Source organism: Novosphingobium sp. BL-A-41-Hi4B-X5A (assembly GCF_055521705.1).
This window is the reverse complement of the sequence record NZ_CM145500.1, coordinates 835261-851456: the sequence shown is the minus strand read 5'-3', so window position 1 is coordinate 851456 and position 16196 is coordinate 835261. Positions and strand designations below refer to the sequence as shown.

Annotated in this window: 16 protein-coding genes and 2 riboswitches; of the genes, 8 read left to right on the top strand and 8 right to left on the bottom strand. The window is 62.4% G+C overall.

The window, feature by feature from the left end; all coding sequences use genetic code 11:
• The first annotated feature begins 96 nt into the window (after positions 1–96).
• The 7 genes from ACZ1JY_RS03855 to gcvPB all read left to right on the top strand — a co-directional run bounded on the left by ACZ1JY_RS03855 (position 97) and on the right by gcvPB (position 7373).
• Positions 97–759 (top strand): aspartate/glutamate racemase family protein, encoded by a 663-nt coding sequence (locus ACZ1JY_RS03855; RefSeq protein WP_465130418.1) that lies wholly within the window; start codon positions 97–99, stop codon positions 757–759.
• Positions 710–1939, top strand: a complete 1230-nt coding sequence (locus tag ACZ1JY_RS03850; protein ID WP_465130417.1) for a deoxyguanosinetriphosphate triphosphohydrolase — start codon at positions 710–712, stop codon at positions 1937–1939. Before ACZ1JY_RS03855 ends, ACZ1JY_RS03850 begins: the two co-directional genes overlap by 50 nt.
• Positions 1932–2609, top strand: coding sequence for an NAD(P)H-binding protein (locus ACZ1JY_RS03845; protein WP_465130416.1), 678 nt, complete (start codon positions 1932–1934; stop codon positions 2607–2609). The genes ACZ1JY_RS03850 and ACZ1JY_RS03845 overlap by 8 nt, the downstream gene beginning before the upstream one ends.
• 53 nt (positions 2610–2662) lie before the next feature.
• A riboswitch (glycine riboswitch) is annotated at positions 2663–2763 on the top strand.
• A riboswitch (glycine riboswitch) is annotated at positions 2764–2889 on the top strand.
• Positions 2890–2922: 33 nt separating this feature from the next.
• Positions 2923–4089: a glycine cleavage system aminomethyltransferase GcvT gene (gcvT, locus tag ACZ1JY_RS03840; protein WP_465130415.1), complete on the top strand. Its 1167-nt coding sequence runs from the start codon at positions 2923–2925 to the stop codon at positions 4087–4089.
• The gene (gene gcvH / locus ACZ1JY_RS03835; RefSeq protein WP_465130414.1) at positions 4089–4460 is read left to right on the top strand and encodes a glycine cleavage system protein GcvH; all 372 of its coding nucleotides are present in this window, start codon (positions 4089–4091) and stop codon (positions 4458–4460) included. The genes gcvT and gcvH overlap by 1 nt, the downstream gene beginning before the upstream one ends.
• Before the next feature lie 4 nt (positions 4461–4464).
• Positions 4465–5823: an aminomethyl-transferring glycine dehydrogenase subunit GcvPA gene (gcvPA, locus tag ACZ1JY_RS03830; RefSeq protein ID WP_465130413.1), complete on the top strand. Its 1359-nt coding sequence runs from the start codon at positions 4465–4467 to the stop codon at positions 5821–5823.
• Positions 5820–7373: an aminomethyl-transferring glycine dehydrogenase subunit GcvPB gene (gcvPB, locus tag ACZ1JY_RS03825; RefSeq protein ID WP_465130412.1), complete on the top strand. Its 1554-nt coding sequence runs from the start codon at positions 5820–5822 to the stop codon at positions 7371–7373. The genes gcvPA and gcvPB overlap by 4 nt, the downstream gene beginning before the upstream one ends.
• Positions 7374–7434: 61 nt before the next feature.
• On the opposite strand, the gene ACZ1JY_RS03820 is transcribed toward gcvPB, so the two are convergent.
• Both ACZ1JY_RS03820 and ACZ1JY_RS03815 read right to left on the bottom strand, forming a co-directional pair.
• Positions 7435–7566 carry a hypothetical protein gene (locus tag ACZ1JY_RS03820; protein ID WP_255355086.1) on the bottom strand — a complete coding sequence of 44 codons (132 nt, stop codon included), beginning with the start codon at positions 7564–7566 and terminating at the stop codon, positions 7435–7437.
• Positions 7567–7654: 88 nt separating this feature from the next.
• The gene (locus tag ACZ1JY_RS03815) at positions 7655–8569 is read right to left on the bottom strand and encodes a DMT family transporter (RefSeq protein WP_465130411.1); all 915 of its coding nucleotides are present in this window, start codon (positions 8567–8569) and stop codon (positions 7655–7657) included.
• Between the two features lie 61 nt (positions 8570–8630).
• On the opposite strand from ACZ1JY_RS03815, the gene ACZ1JY_RS03810 reads away from it, so the two are divergent.
• Positions 8631–8849: a hypothetical protein gene (locus ACZ1JY_RS03810; protein WP_118073721.1), complete on the top strand. Its 219-nt coding sequence runs from the start codon at positions 8631–8633 to the stop codon at positions 8847–8849.
• A gap of 7 nt (positions 8850–8856) precedes the next feature.
• Here the strand turns inward: ACZ1JY_RS03810 and ACZ1JY_RS03805 are convergent, their stop codons facing one another.
• From ACZ1JY_RS03805 to ACZ1JY_RS03780, 6 genes are all read right to left on the bottom strand, one after another.
• Positions 8857–10401, bottom strand: coding sequence for a CpaF family protein (locus tag ACZ1JY_RS03805; protein ID WP_465130410.1), 1545 nt, complete (start codon positions 10399–10401; stop codon positions 8857–8859).
• Between the two features lie 112 nt (positions 10402–10513).
• Entirely contained in the window at positions 10514–11332 is an 819-nt protein-coding gene (locus tag ACZ1JY_RS03800; RefSeq protein ID WP_465130409.1) for a class I SAM-dependent methyltransferase, read from the bottom strand.
• A gap of 11 nt (positions 11333–11343) precedes the next feature.
• Positions 11344–12480, bottom strand: a complete 1137-nt coding sequence (locus ACZ1JY_RS03795; RefSeq protein ID WP_465130408.1) for a glycosyltransferase — start codon at positions 12478–12480, stop codon at positions 11344–11346.
• The gene (locus ACZ1JY_RS03790) at positions 12477–13388 is read right to left on the bottom strand and encodes a hypothetical protein (RefSeq protein WP_465130407.1); all 912 of its coding nucleotides are present in this window, start codon (positions 13386–13388) and stop codon (positions 12477–12479) included. Before ACZ1JY_RS03790 ends, ACZ1JY_RS03795 begins: the two co-directional genes overlap by 4 nt.
• A gap of 4 nt (positions 13389–13392) precedes the next feature.
• A complete protein-coding gene (locus ACZ1JY_RS03785; RefSeq protein ID WP_465130406.1) occupies positions 13393–15066 on the bottom strand; it encodes an ArnT family glycosyltransferase in 1674 nt (557 codons plus the stop codon).
• The gene (locus ACZ1JY_RS03780; RefSeq protein WP_465130405.1) at positions 15063–16079 is read right to left on the bottom strand and encodes a glycosyltransferase family 2 protein; all 1017 of its coding nucleotides are present in this window, start codon (positions 16077–16079) and stop codon (positions 15063–15065) included. Before ACZ1JY_RS03780 ends, ACZ1JY_RS03785 begins: the two co-directional genes overlap by 4 nt.
• Between the last annotated feature and the right edge of the window lie 117 nt (positions 16080–16196).

Here is a 16196-nt window from a genome sequence, read left to right as displayed (position 1 = left end):
CTCCCGCGCGGCCTTTCGTAAGGCCGGTGCAAACAGGGGCCTGTCATCCAAGCCCGGGGAGTTATCGTTTTGCGCAAGATCGGCCTTATCGGCGGCATGAGCTGGGTTTCGACCCGCACCTACTACGAAGACATCAACCAGCTGGTGCAGGCGCGCACCTCGAAGACGGCCAGTGCGCCGCTGCTGATCGAAAGCCTCGACTTCACCAACCTGATCCGCCTCTCGACGCCAGAGCAGTGGGACCATGCCGCCGAGGTGCTGACCGACAGCGCCCGCAGGCTCGAACAGGCGGGAGCGACTGCGCTGCTGATCGGCGCGAATTCGATGCACAAGGTCTATGATCATGTGGCGGCAGCAGTGTCGGTGCCGGTCATCCACATTGCCGACGCGGTGGGCGCGAAGATGAAGGAAGCGGGCGTCAGCAACGCCACGCTGATCGGCACCCGCAACGTCGTGATGGAGAGCTTCTACCGCAAGCGCCTCGTCGCGCATGGCGTCAGCCTCCTGCCCCCGGTGGTCGAGGAAGTCGAGGCGATGGACAAGATCATCTACGACGAACTGATGCTGGGCAAGGCATCGCGGTCGGCTGAGCGGACCTTCAAGACCATGCTGACCAACATGGGCCAGCGCGGCGCAAAGGGCGCGGTTTTGGCGTGTACCGAGCTCGACATGGTGATCGACGTGGACGCCAACGTCCTGCCGATCTTCGATGGCACGCGCATCCACGCGCAGGCCGCAGTCGACTGGATTCTCGGTTGACCGCAGCGTGATCGAGGGCCGCGCTCCTTATGCCAGCGACCCTGCGCGCACGCGCGGGCGGGAGTTCGGGCTGGACGACAAGGCTTCACGCGGCCCACGCAGCGCGTTCCAGCGCGACCGCGACCGGATCATCCATTCCATTGCGTTCCGGCGTCTGCGCCACAAGACGCAAGTGTTCATCGCGCCCGATGGTGACCACTATCGGGTGCGACTGACGCATAGCCTGGAAGTGGCGCAGATCGGGCGCGTGATCGCGCGGGCGCTGGGCCTTGACGAGGATCTGACCGAGGCTTTGTGCCTGGCGCACGATATAGGCCATCCTCCCTTTGGCCACGCGGGGGAAGATGCTCTGGAGGAGGCCATGGCCGAGGCTGGTGGCTTCGATCACAACGCCAACACCCTGCGAGTGCTGATGCGGCTCGAAAGCCCTTATTGCGGGCACGAGGGGTTGAACCTTTCCTGGGAGACGCTGGAGGGCTTGGCCAAGCACAACGGACCGATCCTGAAGCCGACCTGGGCGCTCGAGGAACTGGACGCTGCGCTTCCAATGGACCTCAGCTCGTTCGCCTCGCTCGAGGCACAAGTCGCGGCAATCTCGGATGATATTGCCTACGACAATCACGATATCGACGACGGTCTTCGTGCAGGATTCCTGTGCCTTGACCAGCTGCTGCAGTTGCCTTCGCTGGCCGAGCAATGGCGCGCCATCGAGCGACGGTTTCCGGGTGCTCCGCAAGACCGGCTGTTGCGCGAATTGGTGCGAGGCCAGATCGGGCGCATGGTCAATGACGTGATCGCCACGGCGCAAGCGAACATCAGGGAAACCGGCGTGGCCAGCGTGGAAGACGTGCGTGCGGCCGGCCGTGCGCTGGCCACGTTTTCCCCAGCGATGGGCGAGGAAGAGCGGGCGCTCAAGCAGTTCATGTATGATCGGCTCTATCTGCACGAAGAGCAATGCCAGACGGCAGACCGGGCCAAGAACGTGATTGCCCTGCTGTTCAAGGCCTATGCTGGTGACCCTGCGCAGATGCCCGAAAGCTGGCGCAACACGCTGCCCCATGCCGAACCGGCGCGAACGCGGCACATTGCGGACTTCATTTCAGGGATGACCGATCGCTATGCGATCGACAGCTACGCCAGGCTGTTTGGACAGGCACCAGAAGGATTGCGCAATGTCTGAGCAGACGAGGGTGGTTCTCGTCGGCGCGACCGGGCTGGTTGGCCGTGCGGTGATGGCCGAGGCTGTCGGGCGGCCAGACATTCACCTCGTTGCCGTGGCCCGACGCGAAGTGCCGTTGCCCAAAGGCCCGCGGATGGAAATGCTGCTGTCCGATACAGGGCATTGGCCTGATGCCATCGCTGCAGGGCGGCCGGACACCGTGGTGATTGCGCTTGGCACCACGATCAAGGCCGTGCGAGGTGACAAGCAGGCCTTCCGCGCCGTGGATCACGATCTGGTGCTGGAGTGCGCTGCGGCAGCAAAGGCTGCGGGGGCGAGGCAGCTGATCGTGGTATCCTCGGTCGGTGCGCAGTTCTCGTCGAAGAACTTTTACCTTTCGGTCAAGGGCGAGGTCGAGGACAAGCTGGCAAAGCTGCATTTCGATCGCCTCGACCTGATCCGGCCCGGCCTTTTGCGCGGTAAGCGCGAAGGTGCGGCACGACCGGCGGAACGGATCGGGATGATCCTGAGTCCTCTCGTAGACTTGCTGATGGTTGGAAGCCGGAGAAAGTACCGTTCAGCTAAGGCCGGCGACGTTGCCCGCGTGATCCTCAGGCTCGCCGGCACGAAACAGCGCGGGCGCGTCGTTCATCAGCATGACGAGATGCAGCGCATCCTGCGCCGGGGATAAGCTGAGCTCACTCCGGTTGACTTCACGCTGCAGTGCAACGATGAGGAGCTGTCGCTGATCGCGCGGGAGAGCTCTTTCGATTCGTTCAGGGTCGAGAGACGCCGAAGGAGCAACCGCCCCGGAATCTCTCAGGCAAATGGACCGCGTTGGTCGATAGCGACACTCTGGAAAGTGCCGCTTCCCGCAAAGGGAAGGGCCGCCGAAGGGGTAACCCCAACCAAACCCGTCTGGAGAGGCGGGCGGGGGAAAGCTCTCAGGTTTCCGTGACAGAGGGGGCGCCGAATGGCGCCTGAACTGCACGGGAATGATATTTGTGAGCGACACATACGAAAATTCTGGCGAAATTGCCGACTTCGATCCTGACGTGGCGGTCGGCCCGCTGACGCTTCCGCTTGACGCATGGATCCGCGCTCGCGGCGGCCGGATGGTCGACTTCGCCGGTTACTGGATGCCGGTTCAATTTGAAGGCATCATCGCAGAACACCTTTGGACCCGCGAAAGTGCAGGGTTCTTCGACGTCTCGCACATGGGCCAGCTCTACGTCTCGGGCGAAGGCGTGGAAGCGGCGCTTGAAGCCGTCCTGCCGATCGACCTTTCGACCCTGCCCGTTGGCGGCGTGCGCTATTCGCTGCTGCTGAACGAGGAAGGTGGCATTCTCGATGACCTTATGGTCACGCGTTGGGGCACCGGCTTCTACCTCGTCGTCAACGGTGCGACCAAGTGGGACGATATCGGCCATCTGCGCGAGCATCTGCCCGATGCGGTCAACCTCAACCACCTTGAAGACAGCGCACTGTTCGCGCTGCAAGGTCCCAAGGCATTTGAAGCGCTCGAGCCGCTGGTGACGGGCGAGCATCCGCTTTCGGCGCTGACTTTCATGCGCGGCGGATCGTTCAAGCTGGGCGGAGTAGACGCCTGGATCAGCCGCTCGGGCTATACCGGCGAGGACGGCTTCGAGATCGCGGTTCCCGCCGAGAACGCAACGGAGCTGGCGAATCTGATCTGTGCCCAGTCTCAGGTGAAGCCAATCGGCCTCGGCGCGCGCGACAGTCTGCGGCTTGAGGCAGGCCTTCCGCTCTATGGCCATGACATGACCGAAACCATCGATCCGGTCAGCGCCGAACTTCTGTTCGGCATCAACAAGCGCCGCCGCAGCGGCGGCGGCTTCATCGGCGCGGAGCAAGTCTTGCCGCTGATCACGTCGGGTGCAGCGATGCGCCGGGTCGGTCTCGCCATCGAAGGCCGCATGGCTGCCCGCGAAGGGGCAAAGGTGCTGACTGGCGATGCCGAAGTCGGCACCATCACCTCGGGTGGTTTCTCGCCCAGTCTCGAGCGCCCCATCGCCATGGCCTATGTGCCGGTCGATCTCGCCGCCCCCGGCACCCCGCTTTCCATCGATGTGCGCGGCCGTAGACTCGCCGCCAGCGTCGTTCCCATGCCTTTCGTTCCCCATCGCTACCATCGCAAAGGAGCCGCCTGATGACCCGCTATTTCACCAAGGAACACGAATGGATTGCGGTCGATGGCGATGAGGCGACAGTCGGGATCACCGACTACGCGCAAAGCCAGTTGGGTGACATCACCTTCGTCGAACTGCCCGGTGAAGGCAGCGAAGTCGGCAAGGGCGACAGCGCATCGGTAGTCGACAGCGTGAAGGCTGCCTCGGACGTCTATGCGCCGGTCTCGGGCAAGGTCACCGTCGCCAATGCGGCGCTGGAAGATCAGCCGGAACTGGTCAACTCAGACCCCGAGGGCGAGGGCTGGCTCTGGAAGATGACCCTGTCGGATGCGGCGGAACTCGATGGTTTGATGGATGAGGCCTCTTACCAGGCCTACGTCGCGGAGTTGTGATCCCATGCGCTATCTTCCCCTGACCGACGCCGACCGGAGCGCGATGCTCTCGGTCATTGGCGCAGGTTCGATCGACGAGCTTTTCGCCGACGTACCCGCCGAAGCGCGTCTCTCCGCTCCGATTGCGGGCCTGCCTAACCATGCGACCGAAATGGCTGTCGAACGCCACATGGCGCGGCTTTCGGCGAACAACACCACGGCCGGATCTGTGCCGTTCTTCCTCGGTGCGGGGGCCTATCGCCACCACGTGCCCGCCACGGTCGATCACATGATCCAGCGTGGCGAATTCCTGACGGCCTACACGCCCTACCAGCCCGAGATTGCGCAGGGCACGCTTCAGGTGCTGTTCGAATTTCAGACACAGGTTGCTAGACTATTCGGGACCGACGTGGCCAACGCCTCGCTCTATGATGGCTCGACGGCGTGCTGGGAAGCGATCGCAATGGCTGGGCGGATCAGCAAGCGCGGCAAGGCCGTGCTTTCGGGCGGCGTGCATCCGCACTACGTCGAAACCGCGCGCACGATGGCCAAGTTCACCGGTGACGTGCTTGACACCAGCGCGCCGGTTCTGGAGGCCGCGCCGGACGATGATGCGCTGATCGCCAAGATCGACGCTGAAACCTCGTGCGTCGTCGTGCAGTACCCCGACATCTTTGGCCGCATTCCCGATCTGGCAAAGATCGCCACCGCCGCCCATGGCGCGGGCGCGCTGCTGATCGCGGTGGTGACCGAGCCGGTCGCGCTCGGCGTGCTCCAAAGCCCAGGCAGCCTTGGTGCCGATATCGTCGTGGGTGAGGGGCAGTCCCTCGGCGTCGGTCTCCAGTTCGGGGGCCCCTATCTCGGCCTGTTCGGCTGCCGCGAGAAGTACCTGCGCCAGATCCCCGGCCGCCTGTGTGGAGAGACTGTGGACGCCGATGGCAAGCGCGGTTTCGTGCTGACGCTATCGACCCGCGAGCAGCACATCCGCCGCGAGAAGGCGACCAGCAATATCTGCACCAACTCAGGACTATGTGCGCTGGCGTTCTCGATCCACATGACGCTGCTCGGCGGTTCGGGTCTGTCGGACATGGCCAAGCTCAGCCATCTCGCCGCGCGCAAGACGGCGGCGGCGCTGGCCGAAGTTCCGGGCGTGACGGTGGTCAACAGCCACTATTTCAACGAGTTCGCCGTGACCCTGCCGCGCGACGCGCGCCAGATCGTGCGCGAACTGGCTGACCGCCAAGTGCTTGGAGGCATCTCGCTCGGCCGACTCTACCCGAAGGAAGATAGCCTTGCGAATGGCATGGTCGTGGCTGCGACCGAATGCACGACGGATGAAGACATCGCCGCGTTGGTCGCGGCGCTGAGGGAGGTGCTGGCATGAACGCGATCAATCCAACGGGATGGCGCCCCTCGATTGGCGAGAACGCGCCCGAAAGCGGCATCCAGACCTTCACCGGCAACCGCGCGCTCCAGCTTGAGGAAGCGCTGCTGTTCGAACTTGGCAATGCCGATCGCTCAGGCGTGGACTTCGCTGAGACTGACGCGATCGACCTATCGGCATTGGGGCCGATGGCGCGGGCCGAACGTCCCGATCTGCCGGGCCTGTCGGAGCCGGAGACCGTGCGTCATTATACGCGACTGTCACGCCAGAACTATGCCATCGACCTCGGCCTGTTCCCGCTCGGCTCGTGCACGATGAAGCACAACCCGCGACTGGACGAGAAGGTTGCGCGTATGCCCGGCTTTGCCGACGTGCACCCGCTGCAGCCGGTCCATACCGTGCAGGGCGCATTGGGCGTGATCAACGAACTGGCGCACTGGCTGATCGAATTGACTGGCATGCACGGTGTGGCGATGACGCCCAAGGCTGGTGCTCATGGCGAACTCTGTGGCCTGCTTTGCATACGCGCTGCGTTGGAAGCCAAGGGTGATCCGCGTGATGTCATTCTTGTGCCGGAAAGTGCCCATGGCACCAACCCTGCAACGGCTGCCTTCGCCGGGTTCAAGGTCGAGAATATCCCGGCCACCCCGGACGGGCGCGTCGACACCGCTGCGCTCACCGCGCGGCTCGGGCCTGACGTTGCAGGCGTGATGATCACCAACCCGAACACTTGCGGCCTCTTTGAGCGCGACCTGAAGATCATCGCCGATGCCGTCCACGCCGCAGGTGGCTACGTCTATTGCGACGGAGCGAACTTCAACGCCATCGTCGGGCGGGTGCGCCCCGGCGATCTAGGCGTCGATGCCATGCACATCAACCTGCACAAGACCTTCTCGACCCCGCATGGCGGTGGTGGTCCGGGTTCCGGGCCGGTCGTGCTGTCCGAAGCGCTTTCCCCGTTCGGTCCGCTGCCGTTCACCGCGCGGCAGGCCGATGACTCGATCAAGCTGATCGAGGAAGAGCAGGCGCATGAAGAGCATCCGCAGGCCTTCGGCAGGATGTGCGCGTTTCACGGCCAGATGGGCATGTACACCCGCGCGCTGGCCTACATCCTCAGCCACGGTGCGGATGGGTTGCGGCAGGTCTCGGGCGATGCCGTGCTGAACGCCAATTACGTTCTGCGCAGCCTCGATGATGTGCTCGATGCACCGTTCGGCAGTGCCGGACCGTGCATGCACGAAGCACTGTTCTCGGACGATGGCTTTGCCGAAGGGTTCTCGACCAACGATCTTGCCAAGGGGCTGATCGACGAGGGCTATCACCCGATGACAGTCTACTTCCCGCTGGTCGTTCACGGAGCGATGCTTGTGGAGCCGACCGAGACCGAGAGCAAGGCCGGGCTCGACCAGTTCATCGGCGCGATGCGGTCGCTCGCACAGCGGGCGAGGGCAGGGGACGAAATGCTCAAGTCCGCGCCGCATCTGGCACCGCGGCGCCGTCTTGACGAGACCCTGGCGGCGCGCAAGCCCAAGCTGGTCTACCAGGACTGAGAATGCAAAAAGGGCCGCCCCGGTACGCCGGAGCGGCCCTTTTTTCCGATTAACTGGGCGATCAGTTGATCGCTTCTTCGGTTTCATTGGCGGCCGACTTGAGGTCGTCACCCGCGCCGCGGACGGTGTTGCAGGCAGTCGCACCAAGCAGAAGGCCACCCATCATGGTGGCAAATACGAACTTGCGGATCATGGCTTTCACCTTTCGAACTTTAGAGTGAGGAGAAGGAAACCTCACGATTTGACGAAAGGGAGAACGCCGGAATTCGAGGCCGGTTCCGTTACGCAGCCAAAGGGGCACGTTCCCGGGCGCGCGCCAGCAAATGCTCGCGCCAGGCAATCAGCAGGCTCGCCCCGATGATGATCGGCGCGCCCAGCCAGGTTGTTGCTGGCGGAAGGTGATTGAAGATCAGCCAACCCCAGAATGTCGCCCAAGCCAGCTGGATATAGTCGACCACGATGACGCTCGATACCGAGCCGAAGCGGAGCGATGCGGTCATCGCGATCTGCGCAAACAACCCGGAGATGCCGATCCCGGCCAGCATCGCCCATCCGATGGCGTCATGGCCAAGATCCTGCCCGATCAGCCCCAGCGCGAGGACCGGGGCGCTGAACGCCGAGAAGTAGAACACGACCGTGATCGGCTCCTCGGTGCGGCCAAGGTCGCGAACTTGGATCGTCACCAGGGCAACCATGAAGGCGGCGCCGATGCCAACTGCAACGCCGAACGGCGGAAGGCTGGTGGTGTCAGGCCCGGCAATGACAACTACCCCGATCAGGCCCATGATGACCGCGGTCCAGCGCCACGGACCGACCTTTTCCTTGAGGAACAACGCAGAAAGGATCACGGCGAAGATCGGCGTCGTGAAGCCCAGTATGGTCGCTTCGGCCAGGGGCAGCAGCCGGACCACGCCCAGCGTCAGGAACATGCCGGTGCCGCCGATAAGTGCGCGCCGGGCGTGAATCCACGGCCGCTGCGTCCGTAACCGCCCGATCTGCCCGCGCGCCGCCAGCCACCCGAAGATGGACAGCGCCGGCAGGGCCTGCCGGAAGAACAGCGTTTCGGGCAGCGCGATGTTTCGCTCGCCAGTGAGTTTGACCAGCAGCAGCATGACCGAGAACAGGACCGTCGCAACCAGCCTCAGGCCGAGGGCCAACATGGGGCGGTCACGCGCGGTGGACATCGGCTCGGACATGACCCGGGCAATAGGCCATTGCCCCTTGCGATCAACCCCTTCGTTGCCCATCTGGCGAGCAATGGAAGACTGGTTCCCGCATATCTGGCAATTTCACTTCGCAGCCGGAGCACTGGCGCTCGTCGTCGCGACGACATCGGTCTGGGCCGAGCGTCGGCGCTTTCGCCGCGTCAACCTAGACGCGGTGGGTTTCATGCCGTGGACCGTGATCTACATGATCGCGTTTCTGGCAGCATGCGTATTCCTCGGCCTTGCCGCGAGGGAATGGTTCGCGGCCTGATCCGATATCAGAGGCACGCTTCCAGATAGGCCTGGTCGAAGCCAAACTGGCGCGCCTTTTCCAACGTGTAGGGGCGCAGGCCCGAGGGACGGAATTCGCCGATGATCTTGCCGTCTTCGGTCTCGTCCAGGTATTCGAACTTGAACAGTTCCTGGGTCACGATCACGTCGCCTTCCATCCCGATCACCTCGGTGATGTTGGTGGTGCGGCGCGAACCGTCGCGCAGGCGCTTGACCTGGACGATGATGTCGACCGATTCGGCGATCTGGCGGCTGATCGCTTCCTTGGGGATCTTGATGTCGCCCATCAGGATCATGTTTTCCATACGGCCGAGGCATTCGCGCGGGGAGTTGGCGTGAAGCGTGCACATCGAGCCATCATGGCCGGTGTTCATCGCTGCGAGCAGGTCGAAGCACTCCGCACCACGAATTTCGCCCAGGATAATGCGGTCAGGACGCATACGCAGAGCGTTCTTCACAAGGTCGCCGATGGTAATTGCGCCCTGGCCTTCGAGGTTCGGCGGGCGCGTTTCAAGCGGCAGCCAGTGCGGCTGCTGGAGGCGAAGTTCGGCGGCGTCTTCGATGGTCAGCACGCGTTCGCCGGGGTCGATCATCTTTGACAGGGCGTTGAGCATCGTCGTCTTGCCCGAACCGGTACCGCCCGAGATGACGATGTTCATGCGGCAGGCACCCGCGATCTTCAGCGCAGTGCACATCTTGTCCGACATCGAACCGAAATCGCGCAGCATGTCGAGCGTGATCGGCTTTTCGGAAAACTTACGAATCGAGATGGCCGTGCCACGAAGTGACAGCGGCGGAACGATCACGTTGACGCGGCTACCGTCCTTGAGGCGGGCGTCGGCCAATGGCGTCGTCTGGTCAACGCGGCGGCCGACCTGGTTGACGATGCGCTGAGCGATCTGGAACAGGTGGCTTTCGTCGCGGAAGCGGATTGGGGCGAGCTGGAGCTTGCCCTTCTTTTCGATGTAGGTCTGTTCAGGGCCATTGACCATGATGTCCGAAACGTCAGGGTCGTTGAGCAGCTCTTCCAGCGGCCCGAAGCCGAGCAGCTCGTCGATCAGCACCTTTTCCAGCGCGAACTGCTCGCGCCGGTTGAGCGTGACCTTGAGTTCGGCCAGCACTTCCAGGATGATCGGGCGGAATTCTTCCGAAAGCTCGTCCTTGGTCAGCGTGGCAGCCGCTTCCGGATCGACGCGCTCGAGCAGGCGCGGCAGCACCTGTTCCTTGATCTTGTGGACCGACGCTTCAAAGCCCTCGGCCTGATATCCGCCTTCGTTCACGCCATTGGCACGGTCGGCAAGGCGCGTGAGGGCGTCAGCCTTGAGAGATGCGGCGTTGACTGGAGTATCGACAGGATCGAGCGGTGGCAGCGGCGGGAACTGGTCACCACCCATGGGCATCGGCACCGTCGCAGGTGCGGCAGGCACCGGCGCTGCAGATTCGCCACTGCGCATTGGCCGTGCGACACCGAACGAGGGGCGTCCCCCGGCGGTGTTGCCTGCAATACCGTTCTTCCGCCCGAAAGCGCTCATTCGCAGTTTCCCGTCAATGTCCCGAGGGTCATCCGGCCAGTCTGGTCAGTGATCCGTCTTCAAGAATGGTGAATAGACTTGAAACTTTGAAGATTTCCTAATGCGTGCCACTTCAGGACTTGCGGGCGATAATGATGTACCCGTCGCCGAAATCGGTCCTGCAAAATATACGCTGGATCTGGCAGGCAAGTGCCATGGCGAGGCGACCGAGCCAGCTTTGTTGCATGCCAAAATAGGCGAGATCAACAGACCGATCCGTTCCACTGGCTGCCGTGGCGGCGAGCGGATCGTCTGCTCCGCCAGCTCTGTCCCTGTTGCGGAAGCGCTTGTTTGCGAGCCAGTTGGTAAAGGTCGCCAGCGGATAACCGTAACATTCCACGACTTCCAGGCACAGGTCGGACTCCGCAGCCAGTCGCTGGATATCGGTACGCTCGTACCTGCGTACATGGCCCGCCCATTCATCACGCCTGCTCCAGCTACGCATGTGGGCAGGCATCGAAAGCATGACCAGACCGCCGGGCTTCAACCATGTCAGCCATTGCCGAAGCGCCTGCGCGTCCCGTTCGATATGTTCGAGGACCTCGAAGGCCAGTAGCGTGTCGAAGCTTTCCTGCCAGTCAGAAGCAGGTTCGCTGACAATCTGGGTGGCGCCGGCGCCATTTGTCATAGCTCTTGCCACCGACGCTGCGGCGGGTGCGGATTCAAGGCCGGTGCATTCGTGTCCGAGATCGGCCAGTTCTCGCAGCAACGCGCCTGCACCGCTGCCAATTTCCAGAACACGTCCCGGCGCATGTCCGGCCAGAGCTGTCAGGATGCGCGCCCGTCGAAGTACGTAGCGTGGGGCGGGGACCCAAGATCCTTCCAGCATCGGGCCGTATTGCCTGTCCTTACGAAACAGGCCTTTTTGTGTGCCGGGCAGGGCGTGGAGCATCGTGGAGGTATTCACAGTGTCACCAACGCGGTTGCGAGTTGATCTCGAACCACCGTCACGCCGACCGTGGTCATTTCCGTCTGGGCCGCCTCGTGAATTTCGATGGTCCTTGCCGGATCGCACATTTCTTGTGCCAGTGAGATCAGGGCGTTGGCAAGGTCGGATGGATCTCCGGGGCGAACAAGTCGGATCGATCGGCCAGACGCGATGATTTCCCGAATTGCCGGACAATCCATGGTGACAAGCGGCCGCCTTGCAGCAAGGATCTGAAAGACCTTGTTCGGGATCACGCGAGCAGCTTTCCCTTCGGCGGCAAATACGCCGAGGCAGATCGAGGCGTTGGCGATTTTCTGCGCTAGGAGCCGGTAGTCCACCCAAGGTATACGCACCAAATTTTCCAACTGATGTTGCTTGATCATGGCATCGATGGCGAGCTGTTCCTGACCGGTGCCGATTATGGTAAATTCCATGGCTGGCGCTTCGGGGCGAGAGGCGATCTCGCGGATGGCCTCGATGATGACCGGCAGGCCGTGCAGTGGGATGAACTGGCCGTAGAACAGGACTTTGACAGGCATCCCGGTCGGAGGGGTACTGACAGGCGTGAAGACGTCGCTTTCAACTCCAACCCACACAGATTTCGTCTTGGCCAAAGGCAGGCGATAGAGCGCTGCTATGTAGCGGGCGTGCTCGCAGGTATCGAGCAGGATGGTTCCGGCGGCGCGAGTGGCCAACCATTCGGTCGAATAGAGGAGCTTGGCTAGCAGGCTGCCTTTCCGAAGCATCTGACGGTCGATCACTATTGTGTCATAGGCGGAAAGGAACATGTCCCAGTAGATCCGCGCACCGCGCAATCTGGCAAAAGGGTAGAGGATCAGAACATCGAGAATTCCGGGATAAGGCACAACCACGCGGTCATGTTGCGGTATCCGCAGATAGGCCAACAGCAACGCAGGATAGGCTGCCAGCCAGCGCAGGAGGACGATCAGGCGCGCACGGGGGGGCAACACCGACTTGTCTTCGATCCCGTTCCATGGGGAGCGGTGGCAGATGACAAGGTCTGGCTCAAGCGAGCGCAAGGCTTCCAGCATGATCCGCACGCGTGGCTTGCCGCAATCGAATGTACCCCAGACGATCGTCCTGCCATTCATCTGTCATCGCCCAAGGATTGTCGGCTCGGTGTTTTTGACGTCAGGTTTGCCAGTACGGCAAGGGCGCTTGCTGTCAGGCAGGCAAGGCGATCAAGCCCTACGGCAAGAAACGCCGCCGCTGGCGCTACTTTGACGGAATTCGCAACAAGCGCGGCAAGGCTCTCGCTGATGCCAAGTCCTGCCGGAGCAATGGCAGCGGCAGAGCCGGCAATGTTGGCCAGGGCAAACGGGAGCGTATGTAGCGGAGGTACGATCAATCCGAGACACAGTAGTGCATAATGAAGGCGCAATGCGATCAAGGCCAATCCGGCTAGGCGGTGGCCGACCGTCAACACGGTCAACTTTACCCCGACATGCCGCAACAGCCACAAGATCGTTGTCAAGACTCCCGCCAAGCCCGCCACGGCAAGCATCCAGCTGGCAGAGGCCTGATGAAGCCATAGGGCAAAGCTGCATCCCAGGCTCGCAAGCGCAATCCACAAGACCGCCGTCATCAGCACCAATAGCGAACTTTGCGCAGCGCTGGCTCCAGCCGCCATCAGCGCGCCAACCCGGACCATTGCCCCGCCCGGTATGGGCAGGGCCTCGGCCAAGGTGCCGTATGAAGCGATCATCGTGGCCTGTCCAAGGTTGGTGTGTGCTCCCGCGCAGCGTGAAAGCAGGGCAAGCCCCAGTCCGGAGTAGAGCAGCGAGAGCGGCATGAGCAGTACAGTTGCCAGAAGCGCCTGCGGATCAAGATCGCGTGGGGACAGGCCAAGCGCCCGAAAGGCGTACCAGCTGCCGCTCGCGAAAAGCCCGGTTGCTGCCAGAAGCAGTGGCATTCGGTGGCGCGTGACAAGGTCCTGCATCCGTGCGCGCAAGTCGGTCAGCCACTCGATCTGGAGATTGAGAGAAGAGGTCAGCTTCATCTTTTCAGAACGACGTGAAGTAAGGTGCGGACGGCGCCGGTTGCGTGGGCGTGCGAAGGCTTCGTCCCCAGAGAAGGCGCGCGGCTCCGGAGTCAGCAAATGCTTTGTGCGGCCCCCGGCCCAGTTCGACTACGGCACCGGCTTCATGACGCACACCGTCGATGACGATGCTTTTGCCGGAGGCAACGGTATAGGGACCGGGTACCACCACATTGAGGATTGACGGCACTGCATTTTGTGAAAGGTCGAAACCCGCGATCCAGAATGGACCCCAGAAGTGCAGATAGCTCTTGCGCAACATCGCAAGATCGGAAGGCAAAAGCTGCTGAACGTCTGCCTTCGAGTTGAAGGCATCGGCAAACATCTGGTCGTCGTTCACCACCAGCGGTACCACGCGTTCGCGCTGGATCTGCTCGAGGCTCGGCAATTCCCCGCGCAAGTAGCGCTCGGTGCCCCATGGCGTCATGAAGCCGTTTGCTTTCAGGAACTGGCCAAGCATGGCGCAGCTGTCGAAGTAGCCCACCGGTGTGCCGAAGATCTCGTTCGCTGCCGCAACCAGCTGGCGCTGCTTTTCCAGCGTACCGGTCTCCTCGCGGCTCATGGTTATTGCCGCGCCGGCCATCAGGAACAGGGCGACCATCCCGGTGCCGTAGCGTCTGGTGGCAAGCCGGATCACGACGCATGCCGATGCCGTCACCGGTGCCAGCATGAAGACGTGATAGTAGGGCGCGGTATTGTGGTAGAAACCCAGCGTCGTAAGAGGAAACCAAAGTCCCGCAAGGGCGACGCGCTCTGCGCCGGGACGAGCGCTCCGCAGCAGGACAAGGGGTACTGCGAGCACCAACAGGGTAGTGGCAGGTGAAAAAATTGCGCCCTTGAGGTTGTGCCGCCAGTAAGGATGGCTCGTAAGGCTGAACATCTTTTCCGCCGATGCGCCGACGATGTCTTTTGCTCCGCGCCCGCTCGCCGCGATGATGTGGCTGGCATGGAGCGCATAGGCAACCGCGAACGTCAGCGCCGCTGCAATGAGCATTGCCGTGACTGCTTTGATGTAGGCACGATCCTTGCCGGCTTCGCTCCAACGAAGCCAGAAAACGCCAGCAAAAGCGGGTGCGTAAAGGACCGCCTTGATCGTGATGAGGCTTGCCAGTCCGCCAAGAACGCCTGCGGACAACATCCATGACAGGCTTGCCGGACCGCACAGCAGGACCCACAGACTGGCCATGAGCAGCGCGGTTGCCTGCGGATCGAAGCGGAACGACGTGCCGTGCTGCAGGACATACCCAGCCGACAGATAGGCCAGCGCGGATAGCAAGCCGGTCGTCTTGTCGCTGAACCTCGCCGCGATGCCTGCAATGCAGGCCAGAGTGACCAGTTCGCAGCCGAACATGAAGAGGCGGATCAGAACCACATGGTCCACTGCATTGCCGGGCAAGGCTGGCACCCACATGAACGCCCGCGTGAAAAACGTCTGCAGTGGCTGGTCTAGTTCACCCTTCATCGCCAGCACGGTCAGGCTATAGTGCCAAAACTCGTCCCAGTTGATTGCGCGAGAGAGCGCAATCTGGAGCTGAAGAACCAGAACGATGAGGACCGTGCCAAGTGCGATCAAATGGGATCTGTCACCGTTCTTCACGGCCGGTTTGAGAGAGGTGGCCGCCTGGAATACGGCAGTCATGCCGCTTCCTTGTCCGAGACATTGTTTGAAGACCAGTCAGGATGCGGTGGGGTACGGTCCTTGAGCGCCGCGATATCCTGTTCAAGTCTGCGGATATGCCCCAGTGCCGCCTCCAGGAGTTTGCGGTTGGCGCCGATGAGTTCGGCCAGGACGCCGAGGAGTCCCGTCAGAGTTCCCAGGACGATCAGTGCTCCGCCAAGTACGAGCGACTGGATGTGGCCGGCACCGTCGCCCATTGTCCACAGGGCCAGGAACCGCAGGATCGGGAGCAGGCCGATAAGCGCAATGGTACCGCCAATCATGGCGAACGTGCGCAGCGGGTTGTAGGTTGCGTATGCCCGGCCCATGGTCATCAGCTGGCGCATGATGAACTGCGGAATGGACTTGAACAGGCGGGAAGGGCGTTCGGTGGCATTGGTCCGGATCGGCACGCTCACGATCTTGAATCGCTTGCGGCCTGCCTGGATCAGCATGTCGGTCGTGTAGCTGAACTCGGTGGTGATGGTGATGCGTTGCGCTGCCGCCCGGCTGATCGCACGGAAGCCGCTTACAGCATCAGTGACTTCGGTGCCCGAGAGGTTTCGCACGACGGCACTGCCAAGGCGCTGAAGGCGGCGCTTGATCGGTCCGAAATGCTCATTTCGCCCTACGCCACGATCACCGATGACCAGATCGGCCTCGTTTGCGACGATCGGCGCAACGAGCTTGGCGATGTCCTCACCTGCGTATTGCCCATCGGCATCGGTGTTGACGATGATGTCGGCGCCAGCGGCAAGGGCAGCGTCGAGACCGCTCTGGAAGGCGGCGGCGAGGCCGCGGTTGCGGCGGTGGCTGACAACATGATGCGCCCCGAAGCGCCGCGCCACTTCGGCCGTGCCATCGGTACTGCCATCATCGATGATCAGTATCTCGATCTTGTCTATGCCGGGGATGCGCCGGGGCAGGGCGACCAGTGTGTCAGGCAGACTGTCAGCCTCGTTAAGGCAGGGTATCTGGATGATAAGCTTGGTCATGGGCCCCGTTTCCGTCCTTGCGCGGGCCCCCCGGTGCCCTGCAGCTCCGTATTTCTAAGCTGCCATGGTTAACTGCGGGTAAAGTGCCGCACTTGGCACTGGAGGTGTCGCGTCCAT